Origin of the sequence: Leuconostoc sp. BM2, from assembly GCF_002095565.1 — a bacterium.
Classification (GTDB): domain Bacteria; phylum Bacillota; class Bacilli; order Lactobacillales; family Lactobacillaceae; genus Leuconostoc; species Leuconostoc falkenbergense.
On the sequence record NZ_MOWQ01000015.1, the window covers coordinates 22,193 to 36,949 of the forward strand.

At 39.9% G+C, this 14,757-nt stretch carries 13 protein-coding genes and 1 pseudogene; 8 read left to right on the top strand and 6 right to left on the bottom strand.

Going from position 1 to position 14,757, the window contains the following annotated elements; translation table 11 throughout:
- Positions 1-104 precede the first annotated feature (104 nt).
- Positions 105-1,496: a branched-chain amino acid transport system II carrier protein gene (brnQ, locus tag BMG01_RS05700; protein WP_036068721.1), complete on the top strand. Its 1,392-nt coding sequence runs from the start codon at positions 105-107 to the stop codon at positions 1,494-1,496.
- 11 nt (positions 1,497-1,507) lie between these two features.
- Here the strand turns inward: brnQ and fni are convergent, their stop codons facing one another.
- Genes fni through mvk form a run of 4 tightly spaced genes read right to left on the bottom strand, consistent with a single transcriptional unit; the run spans position 1,508 to position 5,453 of the window.
- Positions 1,508-2,563 (bottom strand): type 2 isopentenyl-diphosphate Delta-isomerase, encoded by a 1,056-nt coding sequence (fni, locus tag BMG01_RS05705; RefSeq protein WP_036068720.1) that lies wholly within the window; start codon positions 2,561-2,563, stop codon positions 1,508-1,510.
- 1 nt (position 2,564) lies between these two features.
- Positions 2,565-3,584, bottom strand: coding sequence for a phosphomevalonate kinase (locus BMG01_RS05710; protein ID WP_004913234.1), 1,020 nt, complete (start codon positions 3,582-3,584; stop codon positions 2,565-2,567).
- Positions 3,577-4,524 carry a diphosphomevalonate decarboxylase gene (gene mvaD / locus BMG01_RS05715; protein ID WP_143471355.1) on the bottom strand — a complete coding sequence of 316 codons (948 nt, stop codon included), beginning with the start codon at positions 4,522-4,524 and terminating at the stop codon, positions 3,577-3,579. Before mvaD ends, BMG01_RS05710 begins: the two co-directional genes overlap by 8 nt.
- Positions 4,521-5,453 carry a mevalonate kinase gene (mvk, locus tag BMG01_RS05720; RefSeq protein WP_004913227.1) on the bottom strand — a complete coding sequence of 311 codons (933 nt, stop codon included), beginning with the start codon at positions 5,451-5,453 and terminating at the stop codon, positions 4,521-4,523. Before mvk ends, mvaD begins: the two co-directional genes overlap by 4 nt.
- 155 nt (positions 5,454-5,608) lie before the next feature.
- Between mvk and BMG01_RS05725 the strand changes: the two genes are divergently transcribed.
- The 5 genes from BMG01_RS05725 (at position 5,609) to BMG01_RS05745 (ending at position 11,844) form a co-directional block, all read left to right on the top strand.
- Entirely contained in the window at positions 5,609-8,002 is a 2,394-nt protein-coding gene (locus BMG01_RS05725; RefSeq protein WP_036068718.1) for an exonuclease domain-containing protein, read from the top strand.
- A 66-nt stretch (positions 8,003-8,068) separates the two neighbouring features.
- Positions 8,069-8,596: a hypothetical protein gene (locus tag BMG01_RS05730; protein ID WP_004913220.1), complete on the top strand. Its 528-nt coding sequence runs from the start codon at positions 8,069-8,071 to the stop codon at positions 8,594-8,596.
- Positions 8,597-8,611: 15 nt separating this feature from the next.
- Positions 8,612-9,802: a pyridoxal phosphate-dependent aminotransferase gene (locus BMG01_RS05735; protein ID WP_036068717.1), complete on the top strand. Its 1,191-nt coding sequence runs from the start codon at positions 8,612-8,614 to the stop codon at positions 9,800-9,802.
- A 7-nt stretch (positions 9,803-9,809) separates the two neighbouring features.
- Positions 9,810-11,117, top strand: a complete 1,308-nt coding sequence (gene asnS, locus BMG01_RS05740) for an asparagine--tRNA ligase (protein ID WP_036068715.1) — start codon at positions 9,810-9,812, stop codon at positions 11,115-11,117.
- A 91-nt stretch (positions 11,118-11,208) separates the two neighbouring features.
- Positions 11,209-11,844 carry a DnaD domain protein gene (locus BMG01_RS05745; RefSeq protein WP_036068714.1) on the top strand — a complete coding sequence of 212 codons (636 nt, stop codon included), beginning with the start codon at positions 11,209-11,211 and terminating at the stop codon, positions 11,842-11,844.
- Here the strand turns inward: BMG01_RS05745 and BMG01_RS05750 are convergent, their stop codons facing one another.
- Entirely contained in the window at positions 11,845-12,123 is a 279-nt protein-coding gene (locus BMG01_RS05750; protein ID WP_233127275.1) for a hypothetical protein, read from the bottom strand.
- Positions 12,124-12,145: 22 nt separating this feature from the next.
- Here BMG01_RS05750 and BMG01_RS05755 point away from each other — a divergent pair, with 22 nt between their 5' ends.
- Complete coding sequence (locus tag BMG01_RS05755; protein ID WP_036068713.1) at positions 12,146-13,279, top strand: class I SAM-dependent RNA methyltransferase; 1,134 nt, start codon at positions 12,146-12,148, stop codon at positions 13,277-13,279.
- Positions 13,280-13,394: 115 nt separating this feature from the next.
- The gene (locus BMG01_RS05760) at positions 13,395-14,597 is read left to right on the top strand and encodes an aminotransferase class I/II-fold pyridoxal phosphate-dependent enzyme (RefSeq protein WP_036068712.1); all 1,203 of its coding nucleotides are present in this window, start codon (positions 13,395-13,397) and stop codon (positions 14,595-14,597) included.
- A 48-nt stretch (positions 14,598-14,645) separates the two neighbouring features.
- Here the strand turns inward: BMG01_RS05760 and BMG01_RS10940 are convergent.
- Positions 14,646-14,757: pseudogene (locus BMG01_RS10940) on the bottom strand (IS30 family transposase); the annotation flags it as partial.

Below are 14,757 nucleotides of genomic sequence, written 5' to 3' on the forward strand. Positions count from 1 at the left end.
TTAGTGAGGATGACAATATGGAAAATTCAGTTGGCGGCTTGTATCGAGTCAGGCACAATAGCACATGATCACAAATAGCATTTAAACGTAATGGAGAGAACAGTATGACAACAAAATTAGATATTAAAAAGACTTTATTATTAGCATCATTGATTTTCGGCATGTTTTTTGGCGCAGGCAACTTAATTTTCCCTGTTCATTTGGGCCAGTTAGCTGGTTTAAATTGGGGCCCCGCCACGATCGGTTTCTTACTTAGCGCAACTGTTATTCCGCTAATGGCACTCATTTCGCTATCGCAAACGCGGGCGTCAGGTATTTATGACTTGGCTAAGCCCTTGGGACGTGGCTTTGCGATATTTTTCCTGATTGCTGTCCATGTTTCGTTGGGACCAATGATTGCCACACCTCGTACAGCAACGGTTGCGTATTCATTAAGTTTCGCTAACTGGATTCCGAGTAGTTGGCAGTCAATTGCGCAGTTAATATTTTCAGCAATTTTCTTTGGCATTGTTTATTTTTTGGGATCGCGTGAACAAAATTTGACGAAATATATTGGTCAATATTTAAATCCTATTTTCGTTATTTTGTTGGTTTTGATTTTTTTGTTAGCGATTTTCAATCCCATGGGCACTCTAAATCATACGGCTGAAGCTGCTTATCAAACAAAGGCATTCTCGTCGTCATTTATTGAAGGCTATAATACGCTTGATGCCATTGCAGCCTTAGCATTTGGCATCACGATCGTTCGTGCCATTGAAGCCATGGGCTTTAGTGGCCGTCGACAAATCGCGCAAATCACTGCAAAAACCGGTTTTATTGCAATTTCTGGTATTGCGATTGTGTATATTGGTTTAATCTTGCTAGGCGCTACGTCGTTGTCGCATTTTAAATTATCAGAAAATGGCACAACTGCTTTGATGCAAATTACAAATCATTATCTTGGTTCCTTTGGAGGTGCGTTCTTGGCTGTGATGGGCACAATAGCTGTTTTGACGACAGCGATTGGATTAACAGCAAGTTTTGCGCAAGATTTTCACCGTATTTTTCCAAAGATTAGCTATAAAAAATGGTTGATTTTGACGATTGGGCTTTCGTTCATGGCTGCAAATTTTGGATTAGATAATATTATTGCTTGGGCTGTGCCAATCCTCATGTTTTTATATCCAATTGCAATTACGCTGATTTTGTTGGGATTATTATCACCATTGTTTAATAATGCAAGTGTCGTTTATCTATCAACAATGATTTTTGCAATGATACCAGCAATCATGGATGGTATTGCTAATTCACCATTTGCAGGATTATTCAAAGGGTTGGTTGGATATCATGACGCCAAAGGAGTACTGCATTTTGGTGCTTATCAAAATTTGTTGCCATTTGCAGACATGGGTTTTGGTTGGATTACGCCAACGATACTTGGATTTTTGATTGGATTTACCCTGTATAAAATTAAGTTAAATCATATATTGAAACCTGTTAGTGATACAATGCAGTAAAAAAAGCGATCTTAAAATCGCTTTTTTTGTTGGCTGATAAAATTTTGTAAACTGTCTGAATAAAGCGGGTGACTCTGTTGCAATTCAGCAATATTTTTTGCGCCCAATAAAGTGAATAATCGTGGTAATGCTTGTTGCCAGTCTATGATTTGTTTGGTCAAATCTGATTCCCCATGATCCACCAAAGTTTGTAGCATGAAACCGGCACTTGAGGTCAAATTTGCGCCAAGCATTAGACTTGTCATAATATGATTAGCGTTTTGAATGCCACCAGTTGCTATGAGTGGTAGCGTATTTTGTGCTAGTCGTGCTGAAATAAGGCTTTCAACTGTGGAAAGACCATAATTGTCTAAATTAAATGAGTCGTCGTTACGATTACGCCGACGTTCAATGAACGCAAAGTTTGTGCCATTTGCGCCCCCAACATTGATTGCGGCGGGATGGAGTTGTGCTATTGTTTGATAAGTCGCAACGCTCATACCGAAGCCAACTTCTTTAACAATGACTGGAACAGGCGATTTTGCAATGACTTCGGCTAAATTATCAAGCCATTTAAATTGGCGATCTCCTTCAGCCATAACAAGTTCTTGTGCAACGTTAACGTGCATTTCAATGGCATTAGCATCAATCATGTCAATCGCATCTCTGACATTTGCAATAGGGTGATCAGCACCTAAATTTGCAAAAATGAAACCCTCGGGGTTGCGTTGTCGTACAATTTTAAACGTTGGCGCTTGTGAGGGTTCTTTAAGTGCAATTGATTGAGAGCCAACTGCCATTGCCAGACCAGTATTAGCGCTAACAGTAGCCAGCTGTCCATTAATACGACCAGTCAGAGCAGAACCACCAGTCATAGCCTCAATATAAAATGGCCAATTAAATTGATGTTGGAAGAGATTGGTAGTCATATCGACCTCTTCAATGCCCATTTCAGGAAAAGTATTTGGCAACCAACGGATATCGTCAAAGGATGCGCCAATCTGTTTTTTGGTCGTCGTATCACGCCATAAACTGACACCAAGGGATAAATGTTCATCTTTTCTATGTGCTTGTGGCGATTCAGTCATATTAACCTCGATTCTGTGGTGCAATGTTAATCATGTGGACGTCGATACCTGCAGCTAACCATTGGTCACTAATAGTTGACGGTGAGTTAATGACGGCAAAACCATTGTCACCAAAGCCAGCGCCACTAATTTTGCCAGCCGTATGATTTAGCGTGCTAAGTAAGTACTTTAATTTAGGTGTGATATAGCCTTTAGGTAGTGTACGTGTGAGCAAGACTTGGTTGTCATGCAATTCTTTAGCAAATTCATGATAATTTTGGTGTATTAAGTTAACAATGACTTGTTGTACAATTGCTTGACTTGTTTTTAAAAAACGTGAATCAAGGGTGTTATTAGCGACTGCTTTAGCCGTATCTGCGCTTTCATGTGTTGCGCCTAAAACCAATTGCCAATCAGTTGGCCAAGGTAGTGGGGTGATGCTTAATAATGGCCATGATTTGTCGACAAAAACTGGATTCAACCATTGATGATTATTGACGTTCAATGATGATAAATCTGGGCTTGTGTAAGCAATGGCACCACCAAAAGTAATCGCAGCAACATCACCTAGTGAGCCATTTTGTTGGACATGCAGATGTGCGAGTGCTGCTAATTTAAATTGTGTGAGTAGATCCAATTTTAAATCGAAATGTTGGGTGATAGCTTTGACAACTGCAACAGTGACTGCTGCAGATGAACCGAGTCCTAATTTTCCGGTTGCACTATTTAGGTCGCTCGAAATCGTTATATTGATGTTATTAAAGTTTGCAATTAAATCATTGAGATAAATGTAATCATGCATGATTTGGATGGCAGCACGGACAAAACGCCATTCATCATGATAATCATGAGATAAATGGTCAATATCAAAAACGAGCGGGGTTGCTATAATATTTGACTTTATGATTGAATTGTCGTTTGACGTTTCGATTGTAATTGTCAGTCCGGTTTCGACAGCGACAATAAGTGCTAAATTACCAGGTTGTGTAATCGCATATTCGCCAGCTAAAAATAATTTTCCAGGAACAAATATTTTAGTCATAAGTAATACCAGGTCCACTAAGCGCAACGTCTAGTTTGAGTTGTGGTAAGTGATCATGAAGCAATGCCACAATTTCAGGTGCTTGGGTTATCGTCGTGACGATTTTGACGTTTGGACCGGCGTCTAGTGTTGCATAGGCCAGTATACCCTGACGTCGCATGTCTTTGATTATGGACAAAATAAATTGTGTTTCATCTGTAAAATAGGTGAATGGTTGGCGGGTGGCAGTTAAATTGAGCGCGTGCATGGCCAAGGCATCTTTTTCGGCAATAGCACCAATTTTTTCGATATCTGCATTTGCCACGGCAGCACTCATATCATCAAATTGATTTGCAGATCGCTTGATCCAATCATCATAATTGGGTGAAGTCATTGCGCGCATCATACCTTCAGAGGAACCAACTTTTTTACTCTGACCGGATACTTCGGCAACAATCAGGGCAATCGGCATATCAGGTGCCTGTAAACTTTCAGCAAAAGATGAGTCATCGTCTACGCCTTCATGCCAAACTGCAAAGTGACCAAAAAAAGACCGGCTAGCAGATCCAGATCCACGTCTTGCTAATCGTGAAAGTGTTTCGTTAGGCAAATCAAGCCCTAAATGTGTAACAACCGCACCCGTCAAAGCTGCAAATGCCGAAGCAGAGGACGCTAGACCAGCACTTGTCGGCACATGATTATCAGATGAAACATGTAAAGCTGGGAAATCACCTAATTGGGTTCGTAATATGTTTAAAAACGTGTGCACGCGCGTAGCGTCAGAAACTTGATTGTTTAAAACAAACGTATCTGTACCAGCGTCAGTTGGTGTAACACTAGTCGTTGTATAAAAACGATCAAGTGTTAATGAGAGAGAACTGGTAGTTGGTAAATTAAGAAATGAATCTTTTTTTCCCCAGTATTTAATGAGGGCAATATTGGTGTGTGCAGTAGCTGTCATAAAGGTTGAATCCATGTATTTTGAGCGCCAGCTTTTGTTAGCGCATTAGCAATAGTAATCGCGTCATTATTATTTTTGGCTAAGGCAAACATTGCACCACCGATACCAGCACCTGTCAATTTAGCACCAAGTGCGCCGGCGTGCGTCGCTGCGTTTACCAACTTATCCAATTTTGGGTGAGAAATGCCCAATGATTGCAGTTCATGATGAGCTGCAGTGAACATCATGCCGAGATGTTCAGGATTATTTTCAGAAATATCAAGCCGAATTTTTTCGGCAATTTGTCCAAGATGGGTGATTGATGCCCAAGCACGATCATGATCTGTCAACAAAAATTCTTTGACAATACTGATGGCGTGGACTGTTTGTCCGTGAATACCAGTATCAGCCAAAACAAGCGTACCCGTTAAATTCATACCAAAAGTTGTCATACCTTTATTCTTAATAAACCAAACGGGATTATCAGCATTAACTGTCGTCGTATCTAATCCAGACGGTGAGCCGTGTGAAATCACTTCTTCGATATTGGTAAAGTAAGCTAACTCCTCATCGCTCAAATCCGTATCAAAATAATCAAAAAAAGCTTTTGTAATTGCTGTTGCTAAAGCAGCAGAAGCGCCGAAGCCACGTTCTTGTGGGACGTTTGAGTCAATCGCTAGGTGAAAGGGCGTATTAATCATATCGAATTTATCTAATAGACGTAGCAAGAGTTGCCGTGCCCCCTCAACATTGGCACCTAACTCACTTAAATCGCCGTGGAATTCGGCCCCGTCAATCGTCTGACCACGAAATGCAGGACGTAGGGTGGCTGTAACAGTCATATTTGGCAAAGGGATTGCAATCGCAGGTTCACCATAAACAACGGCATGTTCGCCAATCAAAATCGCTTTTGCGTGGGACTTACCAACACCATTCATTTGACTTAACATAATTTCCTCCAGATGTTCTTTACTATTGTACCGCACGAGGGCATTTAGTGTAAAATATAAAGAGAATGACGTTGTTTAGTGCATGTAATGCATGTAGTAAACAGCGCCATTCAAAATATAAAGTGCTAATGAGCACACCGAAGAAAGGTATTTTTATGAACGCCAACAATACATTTGTGGTTTTGGATCTAGAAACCACAGGACAAAGTGTGGCAAAGGGCGGGCGCATTATCCAAATTGGCATGACATTTATTCGGCAAAGAAAAATTGTTGACCATTTTGAGTCTTTTGTGAATCCAGGACAGTTGATTGATCGGCAAATTCAACAATTGACACATATTAGCCAAAAAGATGTACAACATGCGCCATATTTTGATGAAATCGCGCCAATGTTGCAGAGTTTACTATCAGATGCTGTGATTATTGCGCACAATATTAATTTTGATTATCCTTATTTAAACGACGAATTTGAAATAACTGGTTTTCCTGCTTTACAGACTTCAGCAATTGATACTGTACAGTTAGCGCAAATTTTGCTGCCGACCGCACCTGGATATCGTTTACTGGATTTGACAACGTATCTGGATATTAACTTGGTGAATGCCCATCGCGCCAACGCTGATGCGCATGCCACAGCTTTACTTTTCTTAGAAATGTGGCGTCGTGCTGAACAGTTGCCGTCTGTGGTATTACAGCAATTACAAACGGGAGATTGGCCACTTTTAAGGCAAACCCAGCAGTTTTTAAAGTTAGTTCGTCCTAAAGGCACCCAGCAATTTGATGTTCAAGACAAGGTGGCGTTGCAAATTAATCAACAGGTTTCCTCTGCAAACCTTAAAGATATCCAACCGATTGACTATCCAGTGAGTGTAGCCGAAAAGCGTTCCTTATTTGGTGAATGGCTAACTCAAAATGAAGCGCAAGAATTTCTAATGGATCGAACACATCGTTTTTTAACAAAGCGATCCGATGGTTTATTAACGGTTTTGACAGCACCACGGATGGGCAAAACAATTGCCTATTTAATTCCGGTCATTTTAAGCCAACAAAATACTGTGTTACTCACAAATGATGATAGTTTACAAATGCAACAATTAGCCTTGCTAGAAAAGTTATCATCTCTATTTGATGTGCCATTTAGAAGCGCTATATTATACGATCCTTCTGCTTATATTGATCTGCCAAGTTTCATTAAAACGTTGGCTGTTCATGATTCATCACAAATACAATTAGCCAAAGCTCGGTTGTTAGTTTGGCTAACTCAAACTAAAACGGGATTATTGCAAGAAATCAGTATTGGATTGCATAATTTAGACATTATTCAAGACATTCGTGGTAATGAAAAATCTGAATTTTTCAAAAGGGCGCGTCAAAATGCGGATGTCGCTAATGTGTTGATTATGAACTTTCAAACGTTTTTCACGCAGAATCAATCACTACGTCAAAAAAGGCATATTCAACAATGGCCATTAGTTGTCATGGAAACACCAGCGCAATTTGTTGACGATTTGCGTCAATATTTCCATGTGTCATTTAATGTGACCGCACTCAAAAATGACTTAAAAGGCATTGCACATCAAGAAATTACTGGATTGACACATAAACAACGATTGTTTATTAGGCAAAGTACGAGTGAAGCACTCAAAATTTTGAAACAATTGACACAATCAGAGAGCATTAAAACTAACTTGAAACGGGCCGAACGTTTAGCCTTGGTAATTTCTCATATTAGTCAATTGCTTGCTCTGACAGACGCCCATTTACCACAAGAATTTCAGTTACTTGAAAGTCAGCTGGATAAAATTACAAGGCTTCAGGCGCAAGACGATGTGGTGAGTGGCAGCGAGCAGATTTCTGAAAATGGTCAGTCACAAACAATATTGAGTTTTGATGTGTTAGAACGCGCCATTTATCACAAAAAATTTGTTGCACATATTCGTAAATTATTAGTAGTAAGTGAATTTTTACCCACTGCTGTGACAGACTTCTTGCGTGATGTGCCAGATACGTGGACGATGGAGCGAGATTTTGTGCATGACGACCGCAAACCAGTCCAATTAGTCCAATTACAAAAAAAGTCGCCCATTCTGCATTTGCAGGCGATGACTCAAGAGGATGTTGGTGAAATTATGATCATTGTGCCAACTGAGGAGCGTGTGAACCACTGGTATCAAAAAATAAAATATGCTGTGACAACGAATTATAATATCGTAGCTGAGGGTGTTACTGGTTCTTTGGAAAAAATTCAACGTCAAAGTCAAACAAACCGCCAAAATATTGTGATTGTAACACCCAAAATTTTTGGGACAATGTGGCAGCGAGATCAGGAATTACCAGCAATTGTGCTCGTTCCAGAGCGTGATGTATGGCAGCCCGTTGCAAGACTTGCTTCCGTATTAAACCAAATGCAAAGGCACCAATCAGCTATGTTAGTGACACAATTAAATGCCATGCAGCGTAATCGATTCAAACAACAGCTATCAATAGTGCCCTTTGATGTTGATCATGATTTAGTGACGCAATATCATGAAATTTTTAGTCATCGTTAATTTTCACGGCCAAGGGCGACATTTATTTGGTACAATATATTTGTATGTGCGTAAAGGAGTAACATCATGATGCAATTTAAGGACGACATTCGAATCCGTCAGCGTCGCCGTCAAACTCGCATTCATTGGGCAAGAGTTTGGTTTTTAATTATTGGTGCTGCTATTGTGTTGGGAACATTGACACTTGGCTATTTCTATCTGTCTTTATCACCAATGCGGCAGGCGGAATCACGTATCGAAGCACTTGTTCGTCAGAAATCAGACATTGTTACCGTAACGCAAGTTTCAGTTGATTACCGGGACCGTACGACCTATGCAGCGTCAGGTGAAACTGCCAGTGGTGCGAAGAAAGTTGCAATTGTACAAGATAACAAAGTAAAAACTTATAGTCGTTCTGAAGGTATGTCAAATGCGCAATTACGATCACTGTTGCTTAAAACTTATCACCCCAAAAAATTATATAGTGCTAATATTAGCCGCTATAAAAAAGTTTTAGTCTGGGAAATCAGTTACAAAGCGCAAAATAATAAGCTCAACTACTTAACGCTAGATTTTAAAACAGGTAAGGTGTATCGCGCCATATCTGGCATGTAATTAAGGAATGATGAAATGAATTTATCAGATAGAGTAACAGCTATTACCGCATCACCAACGTTATCAATGAATGCTTTGGCAAAAGAAATGCAGTCACAAGGTATCGATGTCATCAATTTGGGTGTTGGCGAACCGGACTTTCAAACGCCTCAAAATATTGCCGAGGCGGCAATTGCGGCAATAAAAGCAGAAAAGACAAGTTTTTATACGCCATCAAGTGGCTTACCTGCACTGAAACAAGCCATTACGGATCGTATGTATGCTCGCTATCAAGTACGCGTTGGTACGGAAAATGTGACGGTTACGACTGGCGCAAAGTTAGCATTATATGCGTTGATGCAAACTTTACTCAATCCTGGAGATGTTGTTGTAACTGCAGCGCCAGAATGGGTGAGTTATGTTGAGCAAGTTAAATTAGCTGGTGGAAAGTTGTTAGAAGTTCATTCTAAGAATGAGGCTTTAAAGTTGACTGTTGCAGATTTGGTAAATCTTTCTGAACCAGTTAAGGCAGTTATTATTAATTCACCTACTAATCCAACTGGTCAAGTTTATTCTCGCGAAGAAATTCAACATATTCTTGATTGGGGATCAGAAAATGATGTATTTATTATTCTAGATGAGATATATGGCCAATTAGTTTATAATGGCGTGACCTTCACCTCTGGGCTCCAATTAGCTGACATTAACACAAGTAATATGATTATTGTAGATGGTGTTTCAAAAGCCTACGCTATGACAGGGTGGCGGATTGGTTGGACAATTGCTCAGCCAAAAGTTATTCAGGCAATGAATAAGTTGCTTGGACATTTGACATCGAATCCTACGGCTGCAGCACAATATGCTGCTATTGAAGCGCTCAATGGTGATCAAACAACAGTTGAAACAATGCGACAGGCATTTGAAGACAGATTAAATAAAACATTTGACGAGCTGAATCGTGTGCCAGGTCTGCATGTTGATGTGAAACCCCAAGGCGCGTTTTATCTGTTTCCAAAGGTTGACGCACAAGCGTTATTGGCTGTTGGTGTTGCTAATACGACAGAATTATCCACTAAAATTTTGCAAGAAGCACACGTGGCGGTGCCTTCAGGAGAAGGATTTGGTATGCCTGGGTATTTCCGTTTGAGTTATGCTAAGGATCAAACCACTTTAGATGAAGCAATAAATAGATTAACCGATTTCTTTAAAAAATATATGAAAGAATAAGAGACAGATGACTGAAGAGATTCCGACAATTCAAATTATTGATGCCAAAAACTATGTTGGCAAGACCGTTAAAATTGGGGCTTGGTTGCGCCAAAAAAGAGGTAGTGGTAAAATTGCCTTTTTGCAATTGCGTGATGGGACTGCTTTTTTTCAAGGTGTTGTTGCTAAAGCGGATGTATCAGAAACTGTTTTTGAAACCGTAAAAGGGTTGAAGCAAGAAACAAGCTTGTACGTTATTGGAGAAATTCATGAAGATTCACGGTCATCATTTGGTTATGAAATAGCCGTTTCTAATCTTGAAGTGATTGGTGAAAGTCATGATTATCCGATTACACCAAAAGAGCACGGTACGGATTTTTTGTTTGATGAACGACACTTGTACTTGCGTCATTTAAAGCCATTCGCAACATTAAAAATACGTAACACATTGATTGCGGCTTCTTATGAATTCATGAATCAAGAAGGATTCACAAAATTGGATGCGCCATTTTTGACAGGTTCTGCCGCCGAAGGGACAACTGAACTATTTGAGACAGACTACTTTGGCGAATCGGCGTTTTTGGCACAAACTGGTCAATTATATGCGGAAGCTGGTGCAATGGCATTTGGTAAGGTCTTTACTTTTGGTCCAGCTTTTCGTGCAGAAAAGTCAAAAACGCGTCGTCATTTGACTGAGTTTTGGATGATTGAGCCAGAAATGGCGTTTATGCACCAAGAAGAAAGTTTGGTATTCCAAGAACGGTATATTGCCTTCTTGATTTCAAAAGTACTTGAGAAAAACGAGCAAGAATTGGACATTCTTGAACGTGATAAGGACGTTTTGCGTTCCTATACACAATTGCCTTATCCGCGTGTGAGTTATGATGACGCGATTAAGCTTTTGCAAGACAATGGTTTTGATGTTGAGTGGGGTGTTGATTTTGGTTCACCTGAAGAAACATTTTTGGCCAATCATTTTGCTAAACCAGTGTTCATCATTAATTATCCAAAAGCAATTAAAGCGTTTTATATGAAGAAGCACCCAACGCGCGATGATGTGGTGATTTCTGCTGATTTGTTAGCCCCTGAAGGATATGGCGAAATTATTGGTGGGTCTGAACGTGAAGATGACTACGACACATTGAAAGCTCGCATTGAAGAGCAAGGGTTAGACATGTCTGAATATGAATGGTATTTGGATTTACGTCGCTACGGTTCAGTACCACATTCTGGATTCGGACTTGGCCTTGAGCGCATGGTCACATTTGTTACTGGTGAGGAACATATTCGTGAAGCAATTCCTTTCCCACGTATGACAAATCGTTTGAGACCATAAAAGATGATATCATTAGTGTATAATTATGGTACACTATTGATGAAAAAGAAACGTCCAAGATATTCTTGGACGTTTTTAAAACAGAGGGAATATGACGTTAGAGCAAAGACTACAACAGTATATTCAGGCTGGTAACAGCAGTATAAGCAATGAATTATTACAGCATTATCAAGACATTGGGCTGGATAATGACGATCTCGTGCTGTACCTTCAAGTTCAGAGAATTCAAGATCGTGGTGATCAAGCGACGCCCGCTGCTGTGGCGCAGATTATGCACACCACTGAAAAAGTAGTGATTCAACGTTTACAAAGTTTGATTAAACGTGAGTTGATGCAAGTAAAAGGTGGCGCTATTCAAACTGAAGTTTACGATTTTACACCGCTATTTGATAAATTATTAGGTGGTAAAATTGTTGAACATAATGAATTGCTATCAGATGGTAAAAGCACCCGCCGGCAAATCATGCAGACACTTGAATCAGAGTTTGGCAGGCCACTATCACCAATGGAAATGCAAACAATTGGCCATTGGTTTGACCAAGATCATTTTGAGCCAGTTATGATGATGCTTGCTATTCAAGAAGCGGTTGCTAACAACGCCCGAAGTTTACGTTATATTGAGACTATCTTGATTAATTGGCAACGTGACAATATTACAACGCCTCAGGCGGCTGAAGTTGCAAAGCAAAGGCGTCGTGGCGTCACATACACTAATTTTATTGATTGATTATTTAAAGACGATTTGATAACGATCATCTAAGTGAAAGCCAAATATTGGCTGTTTGTTTGGTGCTAATAATGTCGTGTGAGATGATGAAGCTTTTAAACGGGAAAATAGCTGTCCCAAAGTCATTGATTTACTGCCTAAAACAAATAACACCTCATGATGAGTATCATCGGCGTAAGCTAATGTTGTGACTGGATAACGATTAGCATCGTTTTCCCAAAATAAGCTTGTTTTGGTTGACATATAGCGTGTTAAATCTTCTAAGTCTGATAATTTCATAAATTCATTATAAAGGAAAATCATGGAAAAAACATATCATTTAATGGCGACTGCAGCCGCCGGTCTAGAATCACTGGTTGGTAAAGAGTTAGAACGGTTGGGATACGACCACCAAGTTGAGAATTATCGCGTCAGGTTTGATGGCACGCAGCGTGATATTTTAAATACCAATATCTGGTTGCGTACTGCGGATCGGATTAAAATTATCGTAGGTGAATTTGATGCCACGACATTTGATGATTTATTTGAAAACGTTAAAGCGCTGCCTTGGGAAGACTATCTCAATTATGATTCTGAATTTCCTGTGGCCGGCCGTTCCAAAAAGTCAGAATTATTTAGTGTACCGGATGTTCAAGCGATCACCAAAAAAGCGATTGTGAATCGTTTGCAAGATGCCTATCATATCAGAACTCGTTTGCCTGAAAATGGTTATTTTGCACAATTAGAAGTGATGATTGATAAAGACCATGTGATTGTCACGTTGGATACGACAGGGGAATCATTATTCAAACGTGGTTATCGTGTGAACAAGGGTGGTGCGCCATTAAAGGAAAACTTTGCTGCTGCGCTAGTTTTGCTGACTAATTGGCACCCTGATCGACCATTTGTTGACCCTACTACTGGTTCCGGAACAATTGCAATTGAGGCTGCATTGATTGGGCGCAATATCGCTCCAGGCTTGATTCGTGACTTTGATGTTGAGCAAATGGATTGGTTTGATAAGTCTCTGTCAGATAGTGTACGTGATGCGGCCGAAGCCCAAGCAGACTACGACAGAACGCTAGATATTGAAGGCTTTGATATTGATGAAAATATGGTAGCAATTGCCACGGAAAATGCGAAACATGCGGGTCTTGGTCATGACATTACGTTCAAACAATTGGCAGCTAAGGATTGGACGACAGACAAAATTAACGGTGTATTAGTGGCTAATCCGCCTTATGGGGAACGTTTAGGAGAGTTAGATGCTGCTCGAGAACTATACCAACAAATGGGGGACGTTTATCGCAAACTACCAAGTTGGAGCAAGTATATTTTGACTAGTGATCTTGAATTTGAACAAAGTTATGGTGAAAAAGCCACAAAGCGTCGCAAGTTATATAATGGTGCTTTACGCGTTGACTATTTCCAATATTGGGGTAACCGTGTGAAATAAAAAACAACGATTGTGCACAATGTATAATCGTTGTTTTTATTTTTGTTCATAGTTGGCATGACGTGCTATCATCTCATTGTTAAAATAAATTAATAATGAAATGAGGATAATGTTAATGATTGAAAAAAATATTGATGCTAGCAAACTTTTCGCCAGCGCGCTTGCAGATGTCAAGCCAAGTCCGATTCATGCTTTTGATGAAAAAGTGAGTGATTTACCAAATATTCTGAAATTGACGATTGGTGAACCAGATTTTTCAGTGCCAGATCATATCAAACAAGCTGCGGTGGCAGCCATTATGGCAGATGATTCTCATTATTCTGTTTCTGCTGGGACAAACCAGCTGCGTCAGGCTGCTAGTCACTTTCTAGCAGATAGATATGACATTCATTATGATGCCAATACTGAAATTTTAACGACAATTGGTGCTACCGAAGGACTTTATGCTATTTTGTCAGCTATTTTAGATGAAAATGATGAAGTGATTATTCCAACGCCAGCTTATCCCGTTTATGCTGCAATGACAAGATTAAATAAAGGTAAGCCGCTATTAGTTGACATATCGCAAGATGATTTTATATTAACGCCTGATCATCTCCGTGATATTTTGGCAAATCACAATCATGTCAAGGCACTTATTTTGACTAATCCTTCAAATCCCACAGGCGTGACTTATTCTGCAGAAGCCTTGTCGGATCTTGCTGACGTTTTGCGTGGCACAGATGTTTTGGTAATATCTGATGAAATTTATAGTGAATTGCGTTACGATGATCACCATGTGTCAATGGCAACATTTTTGCCTGACCAAACATTAGTCATTAATGGTGTGTCAAAATCTCACGCAATGACAGGCTATCGTATTGGTATTGTTGCTGGGCCGGCCGCTTTAATCACACCAATCAACATGGTTCACAGCTTTATTATTATGACGCCATCCAATCCAGCAATGGCAGCGGCAACAGAAGCTTTTGATAGTAGTTTGAGTGAAAGTGATACTGAAACAATGAAAAAAGCGTACCGTGATCGACGTGATTTTTTGGTCTCGAAAATGAAAGCGCTTGGCTTTGAAATGGCGACACCAAATGGCGCTTTCTATATTTTTGCTAAAATTCCTGAAACTTTGAATCAAGATGATGTGGCTTTTGCGTATGATTTAGTTGATCAAGAGAAGTTAGCAGTAGTACCTGGATCAGGATTTGGACCTGGTGGTGAGGGCTATGTTCGCTTGAGTTATGCAGCTTCAATGGCAATGCTGACAGATGCCATGGATCGATTATCGTCATACTGTGCGAATAATAGTGCAATAAAAATAAGTTAGTTTTATCTGTGGCAGTTATGATAAAATGAATAAGGTAGATTGCAAGAATTAACCGAACACTGCAAACTGCTGAAAAACCTTTCGTGGTGATTGCCAGTTGAGTGTTTTCATTGGTCTCGCATTGATCCAATGATTAATTTGATCTAATTCTTTGGCGCTA

What these genes read in the sequence shown, in the direction of transcription:
- brnQ (WP_036068721.1), top strand. Translation starts at nt 105, where the DNA reads ATGACAACAAAATTAGATATTAAAAAGACTTTATTATTAGCATCATTG.
- fni (WP_036068720.1), bottom strand. Translation starts at nt 2,563, where the DNA reads ATGACTGAATCGCCACAAGCACATAGAAAAGATGAACATTTATCCCTT.
- BMG01_RS05710 (WP_004913234.1), bottom strand. Translation starts at nt 3,584, where the DNA reads ATGACTAAAATATTTGTTCCTGGAAAATTATTTTTAGCTGGCGAATAT.
- mvaD (WP_143471355.1), bottom strand. Translation starts at nt 4,524, where the DNA reads ATGACAGCTACTGCACACACCAATATTGCCCTCATTAAATACTGGGGA.
- mvk (WP_004913227.1), bottom strand. Translation starts at nt 5,453, where the DNA reads ATGTTAAGTCAAATGAATGGTGTTGGTAAGTCCCACGCAAAAGCGATT.
- BMG01_RS05725 (WP_036068718.1), top strand. Translation starts at nt 5,609, where the DNA reads ATGAACGCCAACAATACATTTGTGGTTTTGGATCTAGAAACCACAGGA.
- BMG01_RS05730 (WP_004913220.1), top strand. Translation starts at nt 8,069, where the DNA reads ATGATGCAATTTAAGGACGACATTCGAATCCGTCAGCGTCGCCGTCAA.
- BMG01_RS05735 (WP_036068717.1), top strand. Translation starts at nt 8,612, where the DNA reads ATGAATTTATCAGATAGAGTAACAGCTATTACCGCATCACCAACGTTA.
- asnS (WP_036068715.1), top strand. Translation starts at nt 9,810, where the DNA reads ATGACTGAAGAGATTCCGACAATTCAAATTATTGATGCCAAAAACTAT.
- BMG01_RS05745 (WP_036068714.1), top strand. Translation starts at nt 11,209, where the DNA reads ATGACGTTAGAGCAAAGACTACAACAGTATATTCAGGCTGGTAACAGC.
- BMG01_RS05750 (WP_233127275.1), bottom strand. Translation starts at nt 12,123, where the DNA reads ATGAAATTATCAGACTTAGAAGATTTAACACGCTATATGTCAACCAAA.
- BMG01_RS05755 (WP_036068713.1), top strand. Translation starts at nt 12,146, where the DNA reads ATGGAAAAAACATATCATTTAATGGCGACTGCAGCCGCCGGTCTAGAA.
- BMG01_RS05760 (WP_036068712.1), top strand. Translation starts at nt 13,395, where the DNA reads ATGATTGAAAAAAATATTGATGCTAGCAAACTTTTCGCCAGCGCGCTT.